The organism is Candidatus Methylomirabilota bacterium, assembly GCA_036005065.1.
Lineage (GTDB): Bacteria > Methylomirabilota > Methylomirabilia > Rokubacteriales > DASRDR01 > DASYQW01.
Window position 1 is genome coordinate 1 of the sequence record DASYQW010000098.1, and the last position, 14,582, is coordinate 14,582.

The 14,582-nt window shown below is 70.5% G+C and carries 16 protein-coding genes and 1 pseudogene; 14 read left to right on the forward strand and 3 right to left on the reverse strand.

Annotated features, from left to right (window positions below; all coding sequences use genetic code 11):
* The first annotated feature begins 142 nt into the window (after positions 1-142).
* The 5 genes and pseudogenes from VGW35_07255 (at position 143) to VGW35_07275 (ending at position 3,758) form a co-directional block, all read left to right on the forward strand.
* A pseudogene (locus tag VGW35_07255) lies at positions 143-598 on the forward strand (ATP-binding cassette domain-containing protein).
* Positions 599-675: 77 nt separating this feature from the next.
* Complete coding sequence (locus VGW35_07260; GenBank protein HEV8307450.1) at positions 676-1,107, forward strand: DUF3830 family protein; 432 nt, start codon at positions 676-678, stop codon at positions 1,105-1,107.
* Positions 1,108-1,262: 155 nt separating this feature from the next.
* Complete coding sequence (locus VGW35_07265) at positions 1,263-1,892, forward strand: 2OG-Fe(II) oxygenase (protein HEV8307451.1); 630 nt, start codon at positions 1,263-1,265, stop codon at positions 1,890-1,892.
* 62 nt (positions 1,893-1,954) lie between these two features.
* The gene (gene waaC / locus VGW35_07270) at positions 1,955-2,959 is read left to right on the forward strand and encodes a lipopolysaccharide heptosyltransferase I (GenBank protein ID HEV8307452.1); all 1,005 of its coding nucleotides are present in this window, start codon (positions 1,955-1,957) and stop codon (positions 2,957-2,959) included.
* Between the two features lie 22 nt (positions 2,960-2,981).
* Positions 2,982-3,758, forward strand: a complete 777-nt coding sequence (locus tag VGW35_07275; protein HEV8307453.1) for a glycosyltransferase family 2 protein — start codon at positions 2,982-2,984, stop codon at positions 3,756-3,758.
* A 129-nt stretch (positions 3,759-3,887) separates the two neighbouring features.
* Here VGW35_07275 and VGW35_07280 read toward each other — a convergent pair whose 3' ends face one another.
* Together VGW35_07280 and VGW35_07285 are read right to left on the reverse strand one after the other, a co-directional pair.
* Positions 3,888-4,496 carry a DinB family protein gene (locus tag VGW35_07280; protein ID HEV8307454.1) on the reverse strand — a complete coding sequence of 203 codons (609 nt, stop codon included), beginning with the start codon at positions 4,494-4,496 and terminating at the stop codon, positions 3,888-3,890.
* Positions 4,493-5,107 carry a TetR/AcrR family transcriptional regulator gene (locus VGW35_07285; GenBank protein HEV8307455.1) on the reverse strand — a complete coding sequence of 205 codons (615 nt, stop codon included), beginning with the start codon at positions 5,105-5,107 and terminating at the stop codon, positions 4,493-4,495. The genes VGW35_07280 and VGW35_07285 overlap by 4 nt, the downstream gene beginning before the upstream one ends.
* A gap of 126 nt (positions 5,108-5,233) precedes the next feature.
* On the opposite strand from VGW35_07285, the gene VGW35_07290 reads away from it, so the two are divergent.
* The 4 genes from VGW35_07290 to VGW35_07305 all read left to right on the forward strand — a co-directional run bounded on the left by VGW35_07290 (position 5,234) and on the right by VGW35_07305 (position 9,115).
* Positions 5,234-6,439: a CoA transferase gene (locus VGW35_07290; protein ID HEV8307456.1), complete on the forward strand. Its 1,206-nt coding sequence runs from the start codon at positions 5,234-5,236 to the stop codon at positions 6,437-6,439.
* Complete coding sequence (locus tag VGW35_07295; protein HEV8307457.1) at positions 6,432-7,229, forward strand: enoyl-CoA hydratase-related protein; 798 nt, start codon at positions 6,432-6,434, stop codon at positions 7,227-7,229. The genes VGW35_07290 and VGW35_07295 overlap by 8 nt, the downstream gene beginning before the upstream one ends.
* A gap of 119 nt (positions 7,230-7,348) precedes the next feature.
* Positions 7,349-8,506 (forward strand): acyl-CoA dehydrogenase family protein, encoded by a 1,158-nt coding sequence (locus VGW35_07300; protein HEV8307458.1) that lies wholly within the window; start codon positions 7,349-7,351, stop codon positions 8,504-8,506.
* Between the two features lie 42 nt (positions 8,507-8,548).
* Positions 8,549-9,115 carry a Uma2 family endonuclease gene (locus tag VGW35_07305; GenBank protein ID HEV8307459.1) on the forward strand — a complete coding sequence of 189 codons (567 nt, stop codon included), beginning with the start codon at positions 8,549-8,551 and terminating at the stop codon, positions 9,113-9,115.
* A gap of 32 nt (positions 9,116-9,147) precedes the next feature.
* Here VGW35_07305 and VGW35_07310 read toward each other — a convergent pair whose 3' ends face one another.
* Positions 9,148-9,312 carry a hypothetical protein gene (locus VGW35_07310; protein HEV8307460.1) on the reverse strand — a complete coding sequence of 55 codons (165 nt, stop codon included), beginning with the start codon at positions 9,310-9,312 and terminating at the stop codon, positions 9,148-9,150.
* Between the two features lie 64 nt (positions 9,313-9,376).
* On the opposite strand from VGW35_07310, the gene VGW35_07315 reads away from it, so the two are divergent.
* The 5 genes from VGW35_07315 to VGW35_07335 all read left to right on the forward strand — a co-directional run.
* Positions 9,377-10,324 (forward strand): hydroxymethylglutaryl-CoA lyase, encoded by a 948-nt coding sequence (locus VGW35_07315; protein ID HEV8307461.1) that lies wholly within the window; start codon positions 9,377-9,379, stop codon positions 10,322-10,324.
* Between the two features lie 41 nt (positions 10,325-10,365).
* Positions 10,366-11,631, forward strand: coding sequence for an extracellular solute-binding protein (locus VGW35_07320; protein ID HEV8307462.1), 1,266 nt, complete (start codon positions 10,366-10,368; stop codon positions 11,629-11,631).
* Positions 11,632-11,901: 270 nt separating this feature from the next.
* Positions 11,902-12,810, forward strand: coding sequence for a sugar ABC transporter permease (locus VGW35_07325; GenBank protein ID HEV8307463.1), 909 nt, complete (start codon positions 11,902-11,904; stop codon positions 12,808-12,810).
* A gap of 103 nt (positions 12,811-12,913) precedes the next feature.
* Positions 12,914-13,804 (forward strand): carbohydrate ABC transporter permease, encoded by an 891-nt coding sequence (locus tag VGW35_07330; protein HEV8307464.1) that lies wholly within the window; start codon positions 12,914-12,916, stop codon positions 13,802-13,804.
* Between the two features lie 45 nt (positions 13,805-13,849).
* Positions 13,850-14,582 (forward strand): enoyl-CoA hydratase-related protein (locus tag VGW35_07335; GenBank protein ID HEV8307465.1); only part of this gene is annotated, 733 nt, incomplete at its 3' end.

Below are 14,582 nucleotides of genomic sequence, written 5' to 3' on the forward strand. Positions count from 1 at the left end.
ACTGGCTCTTCGGCGCCGCCGGCGCCGAGGTCGGCCGGGACCACCCGCTCTATCGTGATCTTCGCGGCACGATCGGCGCGGTGACCGGGCGCGAGCCCGTCCTGAACGCCCTCCACGCGTCGAGCGACATCGGCCACCCGAACACCTGACCGCCCTCGAGAACATCACGGCCGGGCCGATCCACGTCCTGGGGACGAGCGCGGCCGACGCCGAGGCCGGCGGCCGCCGGCTCCTCGAGCTGGTGGGACTCAGCCACGAGGCCGACGCCTACCCGACCCAGCTCTCCGGCGGCCAGCAACAGCGCGTCGCCATCGCCCGGGCGCTGGCCATGAAGCCGCAGGTGATGCTCTTCGACGAGCCGACCTCGGCCCTCGACCCGGAAATGATCACCGAGGTGCTGGACGTGATGCTCGGTCTCTCTCGCCGGGGCACGACGATGCTCGTCGTCACCCACGAGATGGGCTTCGCCCGGGCGGCCGCCGGGCGGATCATCTTCATGGACGACGGGCGCCTCGTCGAGGAGGCGCCGCCCGACCGATTCTTCACCGCGCCGCGGGAGGACCGGACGCGGCAGTTCCTCGCGAAGATCCTCCACTGAGCGGAACATCGGAGGGGGTCTCGCCGGCCCCCCGGAACGATCCCGGACGCGAAGGGAGGGAAGCATCCGTGACCCAGATGGCGCTCGAGTTCGAGAAGGGCGGCGTGTTCGTGGCGCGGTTGCTCACCGCGGAGGCGCCGAAGACCTGTGCCACCATTCTGAAGCGGCTGCCGCTCGCCTACCGCTTCCACCACAGCATCGTCTCCGGCGAGGCGCTGGTCACCCTGCCCCCCGACCTGACGGTCGAGCGGGAGAACCAGCGCGTCGCCGGCGTGCCGGCCGGGACGCTCGCCTTCCTCGTCCGCGACGAGCCCGTCCGCGTGCCGGACGAGATCTATATCGCCTACGGGCTCTTCATCTCGCGCGGGCTCACCGTGGACATGAAGCAACCGGTGAACATCTTCGCCCGCATCGAGGCCAAGCTCGACGAGCTGCGGCAGGTCGGCCGGCGGGTCCTGATGGAGGGCGCCGAGACCGTCCGGCTCAGCCATGTCCGGGAGGAGAGCTGACAGGCCGGCCGTCCTCCGCCCGGGCCGCGGTCGGGCGCGCGTCGGCGGGCGGTCCTGACGATCTCCCGGGCCGCTCTTGCGGCCTCGAACCGTCTCATCTATTCTGGCCTCCGGAGCCGGCCCGGCGGCGGACCGGGCCTCGGGAGGCGCGGACGATGGGTCTCTTGAACCTCGACGTGTTGCGACGGGCCTCGCTCAGTCGAGAGCCGTTCGAGTTCCTGATCGTCTCCGACGTCGTGACTCCCGAGGCCAAGCTGTCGCTCGAGCGCGATTTTCCGCGGATCCCGCGCGCCGGCAGCTTCCCGGTCAGCGAGCTCGTCTACGGCCCGTCTTTCAGCGCGCTCCTGGCCGAGCTGCGCGGTCCCGGCCTGCGGAGCGTCCTCTCGGAAAAGTTCGGCATGGAGCTCGCCGGCTTGCCCACCATGGTCACCGTCCGCGGCCGCTGCCATCCGGGACACGACGGACAGGTGCACACCGACGCGACCTGGAAGGTCATCTCACTCCTGTTGTACCTGAACGACGGCTGGCAGAGCGCGGGAGGCCGGCTGCGCCTGCTCCGCAGCGAGAACCTGGACGACGTGGCGGCAGAGGTGCCCGCGGAGTCCGGCGCCCTGGTGGCCTTCCGACGCTCGGAGCGCTCCTTTCACGGGCACAAGCCGTTCGACGGCGAGCGGCGGGTGATTCAGGTCAACTGGGTCACCAGTCAACGAATGATCGACCGGGAGCTGGCTCGGCATCGTCGAACCGCCTGGCTCAAGCGCCTCGTGCCGTTCGGCGCGCGGTAGGAGCCCGTCGGGTGCCCCAGGCAGGCGGCCCGCGGTCCGCCGAGCCCTCCGGGGCGAGGCCCATGCGCGTCGCGATCGTCCGGCTCACCTCCCTCGGCGATGTCGTCCATACCCTCCCGGTCGCTCACGCCATCCGTCAGCACAGCCCGCAGGCATACATCGTCTGGATCGTCGAGGAGCGCGAGCAACATCTGCTCGTCGACAACCCGGTCGTCGACGAGGTGGTCGTCGGCCCCACCCGTCGATGGCGGCGAGAGCTGCGGACAGCGGGCGGCCTGGTGCGGGTCCTGAAGGAGTGGGGCGCGTTGCGGGATCGCCTGCGGACCCTGGCGCTGGACGTCGCCCTCGACGTTCAGGGGCTCCTGAAGAGCTCCATCTTCACCATCCTCACCCGGGCGCCCGTCCGAATCGGCTTTCGCTGGTCTCACGCGCGGGAGCCCCTCTCCTCGCTGTTCACCACCCGGCGGGTCACGCCTCCTCCGCACGCCGTGCACAAGGTGGACAAGAACCTGAGCCTGCTGGCCCCCCTCGGGATCCCGGTCGGGGAAGTCGCCTTTCCGATCCCCCTGGTGCCGGAGGCCGAGGCGCGCGCGGACGCGTTGCTTCGCGCGCACGAGGTGACGGCGCAGCACCGCGTGGTCGCGCTCCTTCCCGCGACGCGGCGGTCGGCCAAGCAGTGGCCGCCCGAGTCCTACCGCCGCCTGGCCGAGCGACTGGTGAAGACCCCCGGGGTGCGCGTGCTGGCTCTCGGCGGCCCAGGAGAGCACGCGACCCTGGAGTCCGTCGCCGGCGGGCTCGATGGCGATTCCATCCTGCGGGTGACCGCCTCGACGCCCGACTTCGTCGCGCTGCTCCGCCGGGCCCAGCTGGCCATCGGCAACGACACGGGGCCCGTCCACCTGGCGGCCGCCCTCGGGGTGCCGACGCTCGGCCTCTATGGCCCGACCCGCGCCGAGGAGAACGGCCCCTACGGGCCTCGCAGCCGCTTCATCCAGAGCTCCACGCACCGCATCGAGGACATCCCGGTGGACACCGTGTTCCGGGCGGTCTCCGACTGGCTGCCTTGACGGCGCGGCGACCCGGCCCCTGATGGTCCGGGGTCTCACCGTCACCATCGTCGCGAAGAACGAGGAAGAGCGCATCCAGGCCTGCCTGGAAAGCGTGGCCTGGGCCCCGGAGATCGTCGTGGTGGACGCGGAGAGTACGGACCGGACGGCCGAGATCGCCCGGAAGTTCACCCCGAAGGTGATCGTACGACCCTGGGCCGGCTTCGCCGCCCAGAAGAACTTCGCCCTGACCCAGGCGACTGAGCCCTGGATCCTTTCGCTGGACGCCGACGAGCAGGTGCCGCCCGAGCTGCGTGAGGAGATTCGCGGGATCCTGGAGGCCGACGGCCCCCTGGACGGCTACTCCGTGCCCCGAAAGAATGTCTTCCTCGGCCGCTGGATCCGCCATGGCACCTGGTTTCCCGACTATCAGCTCCGGCTCTTCCGCCGGGGTGCCGGCGTCTTTCGCGCCGTCAGCGTCCACGAGTCGGTGGAGGTCACGAGCGGTCGACTCGGCCACCTCCGGACTCCCCTGCTCCACGTGAGCTACCGCGACATCGCCGACTTCGTTCAGCGCTCGAACCGCTACTCGACGCTGGCCGCCCAGGATCTGGCGCGAGCGGGCACGCGAGTCTCGTGGTGGGAGCTCCTCCTGCGCCCGGTCGGCCGGTTCTGCTCGATGTACGTCCTGCACCGGGGCTTCCTCGACGGGCGCGAGGGGTTCGTGCTCGCGCTGCTCTACAGCTACTACGTCTTCCTTCGGACCGCGAAGGCCTGGGCGCTCGGCCGGTCCGTGCGGCGTCCGCCCGATCCCGCCTGAAGCGACACCGCCGGGCCCGGCGGCCGACCACCCAGCGCGTGGCGCATCAAGGAGTGTTCCGAGCGGCGGCTTCGCCGCCGCCACGACGGCGGGGCAGCGGGGGGGTCTTCCGAGACCCCCCGAAATGACCTAGCCGGTGGCCGCTCCACTTCCCCCCGCCACCGTCGCCCGGAGCGTCCGCACCTGCGTCCGGTGGTCGAGCAGGTGGAGGCGCTGGACCAGGGCGTACTCTTTCCACCCGAGCTCCGCCGAGAAGACCTCCGGCGTCACCCGGCCACCCGCGCCGGTGCGGTTCACCACCAGGATCGTCCGCGCCGTGGGCGCGCCGGCCGGCTCGGTCCCGGACGCGCCGGCCAGCAGGTGGTCGAGCTCCTCGTTGGCGGCCCGGAGCCCCTCGAGGAGCTCCGGCCACGGGGCCCAGACCGCGGCCCCCGAGGTGAGCGCCTCGTAGACGGGTGGGCCAGGGGGCCGGCGGCCCCCGAGGAGATGACGGAGCTCGTCGGCGACCCGGATGGTCGTCTGGGCCAGGTGGTCCACCACCTCGGCGATGCTCCACTGGCCCGCCACGGGATGGCGCCGCGCCTCGGCCTCCGTGATCCCGGCCAGAGCGCTGTCGAGCTCGGCCACCGCCGCGCGGCAGCGCGCGCGGATCTGGACGACCCCGAGCCCGGCGGCGCGGGTGGTCAGGTACTCGAGCATCCGGGCCCCCTCGGGCGAGCGTTGGGCTGCGTCGTTCATGGCAGACCTCCCCGGTCGGCGGTCAGGTAGCGGAGGAGCGCGTCCTCGCAGAGGCGGACGGCCCGGGCCAGCGGCATGAGCCGGCGGTCGAAGGTGAGCTGAAGCGAGACCCCGTCGAGCACCGCCAGGACGACCACCGCGCCCTCGCCCGGATCGACGCGCCGGAAGGCGCCGTCGGCGAGGCCGCGGGCGAGGAGGCGCGCGATGAGGCGTCGCGCCCGCGCGTAGGCGCGGGCATTCAGCCCGGCCAGCTCGCGGTCGTGCTGCGCCTCACCCCAGAACTCGATGAACACGCGCCAGACCTCGCGGTCCCGGGTGGCGACGGCCAGACACGCGCGGATCAGGGCTCGGAGCCGCCCGCGGGCGTCTCGGGCGCCTCGGGCTTCGGCCGCCACCCGGCGGTCGAGGTCGCCCATCACCTTGGCGGCGGCCGCGGCCAGGATCGCGTGCTTGTTCACGAAGTAATAGTGGAGGATGCCCTGGCTGACACCCGCCTCCGTCGCGACCCGCCGCATCGTGAGGCCCGCGTACCCGTCCCGGGCGAGGCAGCGGATGGTGGCCCGCACGATCGCGGCGCGCCGGACCGGAGCCACGCCGACTTTGGGACTCATCGGGATCTCACGGGCCGGTTCCGGAGCAGCACTCTAACTTGATTGGTCGACCAATTATCTTCGGGCGGCCACCGTCCGTCAAGGCCCTTTCCCGTCCCCGGTGCCCGCCGCTATACTGGTCCGGTCATGACCCCGCTCGGTGGCCTCACCGTGCTCGACTTCACGCTGAACGTGGCGGGCCCCTTCTGTACCCAGATCCTCGGGGATCTGGGCGCCGACGTCGTCAAGGTCGAGCGCCCCGGCCGCGGCGACGAGACACGGGCCTGGGCGCCGCCCACCTGGGGGCCCGAGAGCGCGACCTATCTGGCGCTGAACCGGAACAAGCGGAGCCTCGCCCTCGACCTGCGGGCGGCCGAGACCGCTCCCCTCCTCGGGCGGCTCATCGGGCAGGCCGACGTCCTCATCCAGAGCTTCCGGCCCGGCGTCGCCGACCGGCTGGGGATCGGCTGGGCCGCCGCCCGGGCGGCGAATCCGCGGCTCGTGTATTGCTCGGTGACCGCCTTCGGGACGCGCGGCCCGCTCCGCGACCTGCCCGGCTACGACCCGATGATGCAGGCTTACGCCGGCCTCATGAGCCTCACCGGCTACCCGGGGCAGCCGCCGACCCGGGCCGGGACTTCCATCGTCGACATGGGGACCGGCATGTGGGCCGCGCTCGCCATCCTGGCCGCTCTCCGCGAGCGCGACCGGCGCGGGGAGGGGTGCCATCTGACGACGGCACTCTTCGACACGGCGCTCGCCTGGGTTCCCTACCAGCTTCTCGCCTACCTCGCCAGCGGCGTGGTCCCCGGCCCGCAGGGCTCCGGAGCCGCCATGATCGTGCCATACGGGGCCTTCCCGACATCCGACGGCTACCTGATGATCGCCGCCCCGACCGACGCCCTCTTCGATCGCCTGTGCCGGGTGCTGGGGCGAGCGGAGCTGGCGGACGATCCACGCTTTGCCGACAATCCCGGGCGCGTCCGGCACCGCCAGGCGCTCATCCCGGCTCTCGAGGCCACCACCCGGACCTACCCGACGGCCTCGCTCCTCGAGCGACTGCGCGCCGCGGACGTGACGTGCGCGCCGATCCAGACGCTCGACCAGGTGGTGACGGACCCGCAGACGAAGGCAAGCGAGATGCTGGCCGCGACGCCGCATCCCGACATTCCCGACCTGACGACGGTCGCGCTGCCGATCCGCTGGGACGGGGCCCGGCCCGGGCCGCGTCGGCCCCCGCCGCGCCTCGGGGAGCACACGCGGGAGGTCCTGGGCGGCCTCGGCCTGAGCGACGCCGAGATCGACAGTCTCCGCCAGCGGCGCGCCGTCCAGCTCGGTCCCGACGATGCCTGAGCCGCGCTACCGCCACCTCGCGCTCACCCGGAGCTCCGACGGCCACGTGCTGACCGTGGAGCTCCACCGTCCCGAGGTGCTGAACGCCCTCAACACGGCGATGGGCGAAGACCTCCTGGCCTGCTTCCGCGGTCCGGCGGCGGGATCCGAGGTCCGGGCGGTCGTGCTGGCCGGGGCCGGCGACCGGGCGTTCTGTGTGGGAGGGGATCTCAAGGAGCGTCAGGGAATGACGGATGAGGCCTGGCGCGCCCAGCACGTCATCTTCGAGCAGGCGGCGGCGGCCCTCCTCCGCTGCCCGGCCCCGGTGATCGCCGCGGTCGAGGGGTTCGCGTTCGGCGGAGGCTGCGAGCTCGCCGTGATGGCGGACTTCATCGTGGCCAGCGAGACCGCGGTCTTCGCCGTACCCGAAACCACCCTGGGGATCTTTCCCGGAATCGGCGGCACCCAGCTCCTGCCCCGTATCCTCGGCGCGCCGCTGGCCAAGGAGCTCATCTTCACCGGACGGCGGCTCGGCGCCGAAGAGGCCCGGGCGGCGGGACTCGTGAACCACCTCACGCCGCCCGGCCAGGCTCACGTCCGGGCGCTCGAGATCGCCACCACGATCGCGCAGAACGGGCCGATCGCCGTGCGACAGGCCAAGAAGGCGATCGCCTACGGCCTGGAGACGGACCTCGAAACGGCGATGGTCCTGGCCATCGAAGCCTACAACGTCACCGTGGCGACCGAGGACCGCCAGGAGGGCGTGCGCGCCTTCAACGAGAAGCGAAAGCCCCAGTTCAAAGGCCGGTAGGCCCGCACTGTCGGGAGCGCCGAGGACGGTTGCGCGCCCGGCGCCGCTCTGTTACGTTCTCCTCACGACACCTCCGCATGAGTCTGTGATCCCGGGCCGGAGGACCGATCATGGCGGTGATGCCCGTCTCCCTGACCGAGGAGCAGCGCGCCCTCAAGGCAGGGGTCGCCGAGATCTGCCAGAAGTACCCTGGCGAGTACTGGCGCGAGCTGGACCGGGAGCGGGCGTACCCCGAGGCCTTCGTGACCGAGCTGACGCGGGCCGGTTATCTCGCCGCGCTCATTCCGCAGGAGTACGGTGGCGCCGGGCTCGGCATCCTCGAGGCGGGGCTGATCCTGGAGACCATCAACGCCTCGGGCGGGAACGCGGCGGCGTGCCACGCCCAGATGTACATCATGGGCACCCTGCTCCGCCACGGGAGCCAGGCTCAGAAGCAGCGGTACCTGCCGAAGATCGCCAGCGGCGAGCTGCGCCTCCAGGCCTTCGCGGTGACGGAGCCCAACGCGGGGTCGGACACCACCAAGCTCCAGACGACCGCCGTCCGGCGCGGCGACGGCTACGTGGTGAACGGGCAGAAGATCTTCATCTCGCGGGTGCTCCAGTCAGACCTCATGCTCCTGCTGGCGCGGACGACGCCGGTCGACCAGGTCCGGCGCAAGACCGAGGGGCTCTCCGTCTTCCTCATCGACATCCGCCAGGCCAAGGGCCTCGAGGTCCGGCCGCTCCGGATGATGATGAACCACTCGACCAACGCCCTCTTCCTCGACAATCTGGAGATCCCGGCCGAGAGCCTGATCGGCGAGGAGGGACGGGGGTTCTCCTACATTCTGGACGGCATGAACGCCGAGCGCATTCTGGTGGCGTCCGACTCGCTCGGCGACGGCCGGTGGTTCATCGAAAAGGCGGTGGCCTACTCGAATCAGCGCGTCGTCTTCGGCCGGCCGATCGGCGCCAATCAGGGCGTGCAGTTCCCGATCGCCAAGGCCCACACGGCCGTGGAGGCGGCCGACCTGATGCGCGGGAAGGCCGCCGCCCTCTTCGACACCGGCGAGCCCTGCGGCGCCGAGGCGAACATGGCCAAGTACCTCGCGGCCGAGGCCGCCTGGGAGGCGGCCCAGGCCTGCATCGACTGCCACGGCGGCTACGGCTTCGCCGAAGAGTACGACGTCGAGCGGAAGTTCCGGGAGGCCCGGCTCTACAAGACGGCGCCCATCAACCAGAACCTCGTCCTCGCCTACGTGGGCGAGCACGTGCTGGGGTTGCCCCGCTCGTACTGAGCATCGACTCCGGGAGGATGATCGGCCACTGACGGATGGGCCATGGCTGTCGAGATTCTGCGGCGCCGATTCACGGTCGACGAATATCACCGGATGGGGGAGATGGGCATCCTCCGGGAGGAGGACCGCGTCGAGCTCATCGACGGGGAGATCGTGCAGATGACGCCGATCGGGAGTCGCCATGCGGCCTGCGTCAACCGGCTGAACCGGTTGTTGGTCGCGCCGGCGGGCGAACGGGCCATCGTTGCCGTCCAGAACCCCATCGCGGTGCCGCCGGACTCGGAGCCCCAGCCGGATCTGGCGCTGCTCCGGCCGCGCAGCGACTTTTACGCTCGCGCCCATCCGGAACCGTCCGATGTCTGGCTCGTGATCGAGGTCGCCGACGTCTCGGCGGCGTTCGACCGCGCGGTGAAGATCCCGCTCTACGCGCGCGCCGCGATCCCGGAAGTCTGGCTGGTCGACCTCGCGGGCGAGTGTGTCGAGGTGTACCGCGGGCCCACGGAACGCACCTACGCCCACCTGGAGCGCCGCCTCCGCGGCCAGCGGCTCGCCGGCGAGGCCTTGCCGGACCTCGCTCTGTCCGTCGACGAAGTCTTGGGCACGCCCTGACGCGAGCGAAGCGGCCGGGGTCTTAATGAGCGTCAGCGCTCGCGGGCCAGGAAGAACGTCCGTCCGGTGTGCCCGGTCAGGCCGAGGTCTGTGTCCGCCTCGTGGGCCGACACGGACTCGAACCCCGCTTCGATCAGCGCCCGGGACACCTCGTCGGGCGCATAGCAGCGCTGGACCAGCGAGCCCCATGGTCGCATCAGGCTCTCGACCGACGATCCGCCTCGGCCGCCGGGGCCGAGCGGCGTGAGACGGGGGGCCGGCATGAAGCTGCCCGAGCGGGTGACGATCTGCGAGGTGGGGACGCGGGACGGCTTCCAGATCGAGCCAGAATTCATCCCGACCGAGCTCAAGATCGAGGTGGTCGACCGGCTGTCGGCGGCCGGTGTGCCCAGCATCGAGGTGACCTCGTTCGTGCACCCGAGGGTGGTGCCGCAGCTCCGCGACGCCGAGACCGTGATGGCCCGAATTCGGCGGCGGCCGGGCACGATCTACGCCGCGCTCGTCCCCAACGACAAGGGCGCGGTCCGAGCGGTCGACGCGGGCGCCGATGAGCTGCGCACCGTGGTGTCGGCCAGCGAGAGCCACAACCTGGCCAATCTCAACATGACGGTCGAGGACTCCCTCCAGAAGCTGGCGGCCGTCGCCGACGTCGCGGCCCGGGCGGGTCGGCCGGTCGTGGCCGGCATCTCGACCGCGTTCGGCTGCCCCTTCGAGGGCGAGGTCCCGCTGGACCGGCTGCGGTGGCTCTGCGGGCGGCTGGCCGACCTCGGCGTACGCGGGATCGCGCTCGCCGATACCACCGGCATGGCGAACCCGGCCCAGGTCGCCCGGACCTTCGCTCACCTCATGCCAGCCTGGCCGCATCTTCCGTGGGCGCTGCACACACACGACACCCGGGCCATGGCGATCCCCAACATCCTGGCCGCCATGGAGTGCGGGGTGACCGCCTTCGATGCCTCGATCGGCGGGCTCGGGGGCTGCCCCTTCGCGCCGGGCGCCTCCGGAAACGTCTGCACCGAGGACCTCGTCCACTGCCTCCATGCGATGGACGTCCAGACCGGCAGTGACCTCGACGGGCTCATCGCGACCTCCCGGCGCGTCCAGGAGATCGTCGGCCGGCCGCTTCCCGGCCAGGTGGCGAAGGCGGGCCCCTGGACTCGCCGGTACCCCGTTCCCGAACACATCAGGGCTCGGCTCGACACCGCCTGACGGCAGGCGCTCACTGTATCCGCAAGGGAAAGGAGCTCGGCATGCGACGCGGTATCTCGTGCTCGGTCCTGGCCGCCCTCCTGCTCTGGACGCTGGCGCCGCTCCCGGCCCCGGCCCAGACGAAGAAGCTCGTGTACTGGACGCACTGGGAGCAGAATCCCGAGTTCAACAAGTGGTACGAGGTGAAGGGCAAGGAGTTCGCCAAGAAGCACGGCTACGAGGTCGAGGTCGTGACGGTCCCCTACCAGGGGTACGAGGCGAAGTATCTGGCGGCGCTCATGGGCAAGAGCGGCGCGCCCGACATGTTCAACGGCATGACCCATCAGTGGTGCGGGCAGTACGACTTCTGTGACCGCATGCCCGCCGACCTCGAGAAGCTCTGGGATGAGAACATCCCCAAGTACATGGTGCCGATCGGCAAGTGGAAGGGGGCGCGCTACGGAATCCCGCTCGAGCACGGGAACTTCCAGCAGATGTACCTCGACGTGGACCTCTTCAAGAAGGCGGGGCTGGACCCCGACAAGCCGCCCAAGACCCTCGACGACTGGCTGGCCGCGATGAAGAGGCTGACGATCGCGGACGGCAAGGGAGAGGCCAGCCAGGTCGGCTTCGCCATCCGCCACAAGGGACACCCGGTCGGGATCACCGACAAGTTCCTCCCGTTCGCCCACGCCTTCGGCGCCCGGATGCTCTCCCCCGATCTGGAGAAGGCGACCGGCTACGCCAACAGCCCGGACATGGTGGCGGCCCTCCAGTTCTTCGGGGACCTCGTCCTCAAGCACAAGGTCGCCAGCCTCGCCCTCGGCAACCCCGAGGACGCCTTCGGTCAGAAGCGAGCCGCCGTGATCTTCCGTGAGTCCTGGTTCTTCGGCTGGGTTCGGAAGAACGCTCCCGACGTCACCTTCAAGGTGGCCGCGCTGCCCTGCGGCAAGGCGTGTCCCGGCGCCGGCGCCCTCTTCCCCTGGACCAACCTCATCTACAAGCACAGCCCGAACCGGCAGGCGGCCTGGGAGTTCATGCGCTTCATCAGCAACGCCAAGGACGACCTCGAGCAGCACCAGGCGGCGGGCTTCCTCCCGGTCTGGACCGCGAACCTCGAGTCGCCGTACGTGAAGGGCCGGCCGGACTACCAGTCGACCAAGGAGATGCTCGCCCAGCCGGTGCCGCCGACCTACTTCCACCCCAAGTCGAACGAGCTGGCCACCGCCTTCGGCGAGGCCGTGGTGGGCGTCCTCTACGGGAAGGGGCAGCCCAAGCCCCTGCTCGACGAGGCGGCGGCGAAGATGGACAAGATCCTCAAGGACTAGCCCTGATCGGCAAGAAATGGGTGGGCCATGAGCCCTTCTTCCCCTCTCCCCCACCGGGGGAGAGGGGAGGGTGAGGGGGAGATCCATCGGCTCCACCCTCACCCCAACCCTCTCCCTCCCACAGGAGGGAGAGGGAGCGGATAGAAGCGGAGATTCGCTCGGCGCAGGCGCAAAGGAATTGCCGACTGGGACTAGATTCACGGGGGGGCCTCGGCGGCCCCCTCCGAACCTCCCCCAACGCTCAGACCGCGCGGCCTGATCGGAGCGGGCGTGAGACAGTGGGCGCGGCTCCTCTGGCCTCGGACCTACATGGACCGCCAGCGGCGGGCCGGGCTCCTGTTCGTCTTCCCGGCGCTGGTCTACTTCTCCCTGGTATTCCTCGTCCCGCTGGTGGAGTCGGTCCTGGGCTCGTTCTACCGGACGGTGCCCGGCGGCGTCAGCCAGTTCGTGGGGCTGCGTCTCTACACGAAAGTCCTGACCGACGGGACCTTCTGGCAGAGCGTTCGGAACACGGTCACGCTCCTCCTGATGTCGGTGCCGGCCACCGTCCTCCTGGCGCTGGCCGCGGCCCTCGGCCTGCACCGGCTCGCCCGCCTCCGGTGGCGCAACGCCTGGGCCGCCATGTACTTCCTCCCCTTCTCGGTGTCCCTGGTGGCGGCCGCGCTGATCTGGCAGTGGATCTACGATCCGGTCTACGGCTTCCTCAACCATCTGCTCTCGCTGATCGGCATCCCGCCCCAGAAGTGGCTCCAGAGCTTCGACCAGGTGCTTCCGTCCATCGCCGTCGTCAACGTGTGGGTCCGCCTCGGGTTCGACACGATGATCTTCCTGGCCGCGCTCCAGGCAATCCCGGCCGAGTATTACGAGGCGGCCGGCATCGACGGGGCGAGCCGGAGCCAGGCGCTCCGTCACGTGACCCTGCCGTTGCTGAACCCCCAGATCCTGATGGTGTGCATCCTGGAGCTCATCTTCAACTTCAAGATCTTCGACCAGGTATACGCGACGACCCAGGGGGGCCCCGCCGGCGCCAGCCAGACGGTGATCATGCTGCTCTACGACACGGCCTTCAAGTACTTCCGGCTGGGCGACGCCTCCGTCATGGCGATCTTCGTCTTCGTCTCGCTGCTCCTGGTGACACTCCTCCAGTGGCGGTTCTTTCGGAAGACGGTCGAGTACTAGGTCATTTCGGGGGGGTCTCGGAAGACCCCGATGCCCCCCTTCGGTTGCGGCGGCACAGCCGCCGCCCGGAGCGGCGTAGCGTGAACTCGCCGATGAGGCTCAGGTGAGCCGGGCGGCGGCTCCCGTGGACGGCCGGCTAGCGCAGCGGCCGGCGTCGGCCCGGGGCCGGGCGGGGCGGGTCCTCCTCGGGTGGCTGCCGGCCGTCCTGGTGGCGGGGGGCGCCCTGGTCGTCTTCTTCCCGTTGTTCTGGATGGCGGTCACCTCTCTCAAGGCCGCCCCCGAGATCCAGCGGGTGCCGCTCCAGGTACTCCCCGATCGCTGGCTCAACCTCGACAACTACCGGGAGGTGTTCCAGCGCCAGCCCTTCGGGCGGTTTCTCCTGAACAGCGCCCTGGTGGCGTCGATCTCGGCCCTGAGCAGCCTCGTCTTCTCGGCCCTGGCCGGCTACGGCTTCGCCAAGTTCCGCTTTCCCGGGCGTGACGTCTTCTTCTTCGCCATCATCGGAATCCTCATGGTGCCGTTCCAGTCGGTGGTGGTCCCCCTCTACCTGTGGATGAACCGCCTCGGCCTCCTCGACAGCTATCCGGGGATCCTGGCTCCGGATCTGGTGAGCGTCTTCGGCGTCTTCCTGATGCGGCAGGCCATCGAGGTGGTGCCGTCGGACTACATCGACGCCGCCCGCATCGATGGCTCCAGCGAGCTGGGGATCTTCTGGCGGGTCGTCGTGCCCATGGTGAAGCCGGCCCTGGCCACGCTCCTCATCGTCAAGTTCATGTGGACGTGGAACGAGCTCTTCTGGCCGCTCGTCATCGTGAACTCACCCAGCATGAAAGTGGTGACGCTCGGGCTCATCAGCTTCACCAACATGTACTTCATCGAGTATCATCTCGTCACCGCCGCCGCGGTGCTGAGCGTTCTGCCCATCCTGGCCCTCTTCCTCGTCTGCCAGAAGTGGGTGGTCCGGGCGGTGGTCATGAGCGGGCTCAAGGGCTGAGGGCGATGCCGATCGTCTCCCCGGGCACGTGAGGAGCGGCCGACGATGTCGAGCGACCTGATCCGCTGGACCCTCGATGGGGACGGGGTCGCCCTGCTGACCCTCGACAATCCACCGCTCAACCTGGTCACGCTCGAGCTGACCCGCCGGCTCCACGCCGCGATGGACGAGCTGGCGGGCGACGCGGCCGTGCGGGCCCTGGTGGTCACGGGCGCCGGGGACCGCGCGTTCTGCGCCGGGTCGGACATCGGCGAATTCCCTGCCGTCCTCGACGACGTGGTCCGGCGGAAGCTCGCCCTCGAGAACGAGGCCTACGGCAAGCTGGACGATTTTCCCCGGCCGACGGTGGCCGCCCTGAACGGCCTGGCCTACGGCGGCGGCCTCGAGCTGGCCGTCTGCTGCGATCTCCTGATCGCCGGCGCCGACGTGCGCCTGGCCCTGCCCGAGATCAGGCTCGGTGTCTTTCCCGGAACCGGCGGCACGGTCCGGGTCGCGCGCCGGGTCGGGGAGGGACGGGCCAAGGAGCTCATGTTCCTGGGCGACCCGGTCGACGCCCAGACCGCGCTGGCCTGGGGCCTGGTGAACCGCGTGGTCCCCCCTGGCCAGGCCCTCCCGCGCGCCCTCGAGCTGGCCGGCATCCTGGCCACCCGGCCGGGGCGGGCGCTCGCGCTCTGCAAGCAGGCCATCGACCTCGGGCTCGACCTGCCCGAGGACCAGGCGATCGCCCGGACGCTCGCGCTGAGCGAGGCCGTCTTCAAGACCGACGATTGCCGGGAAG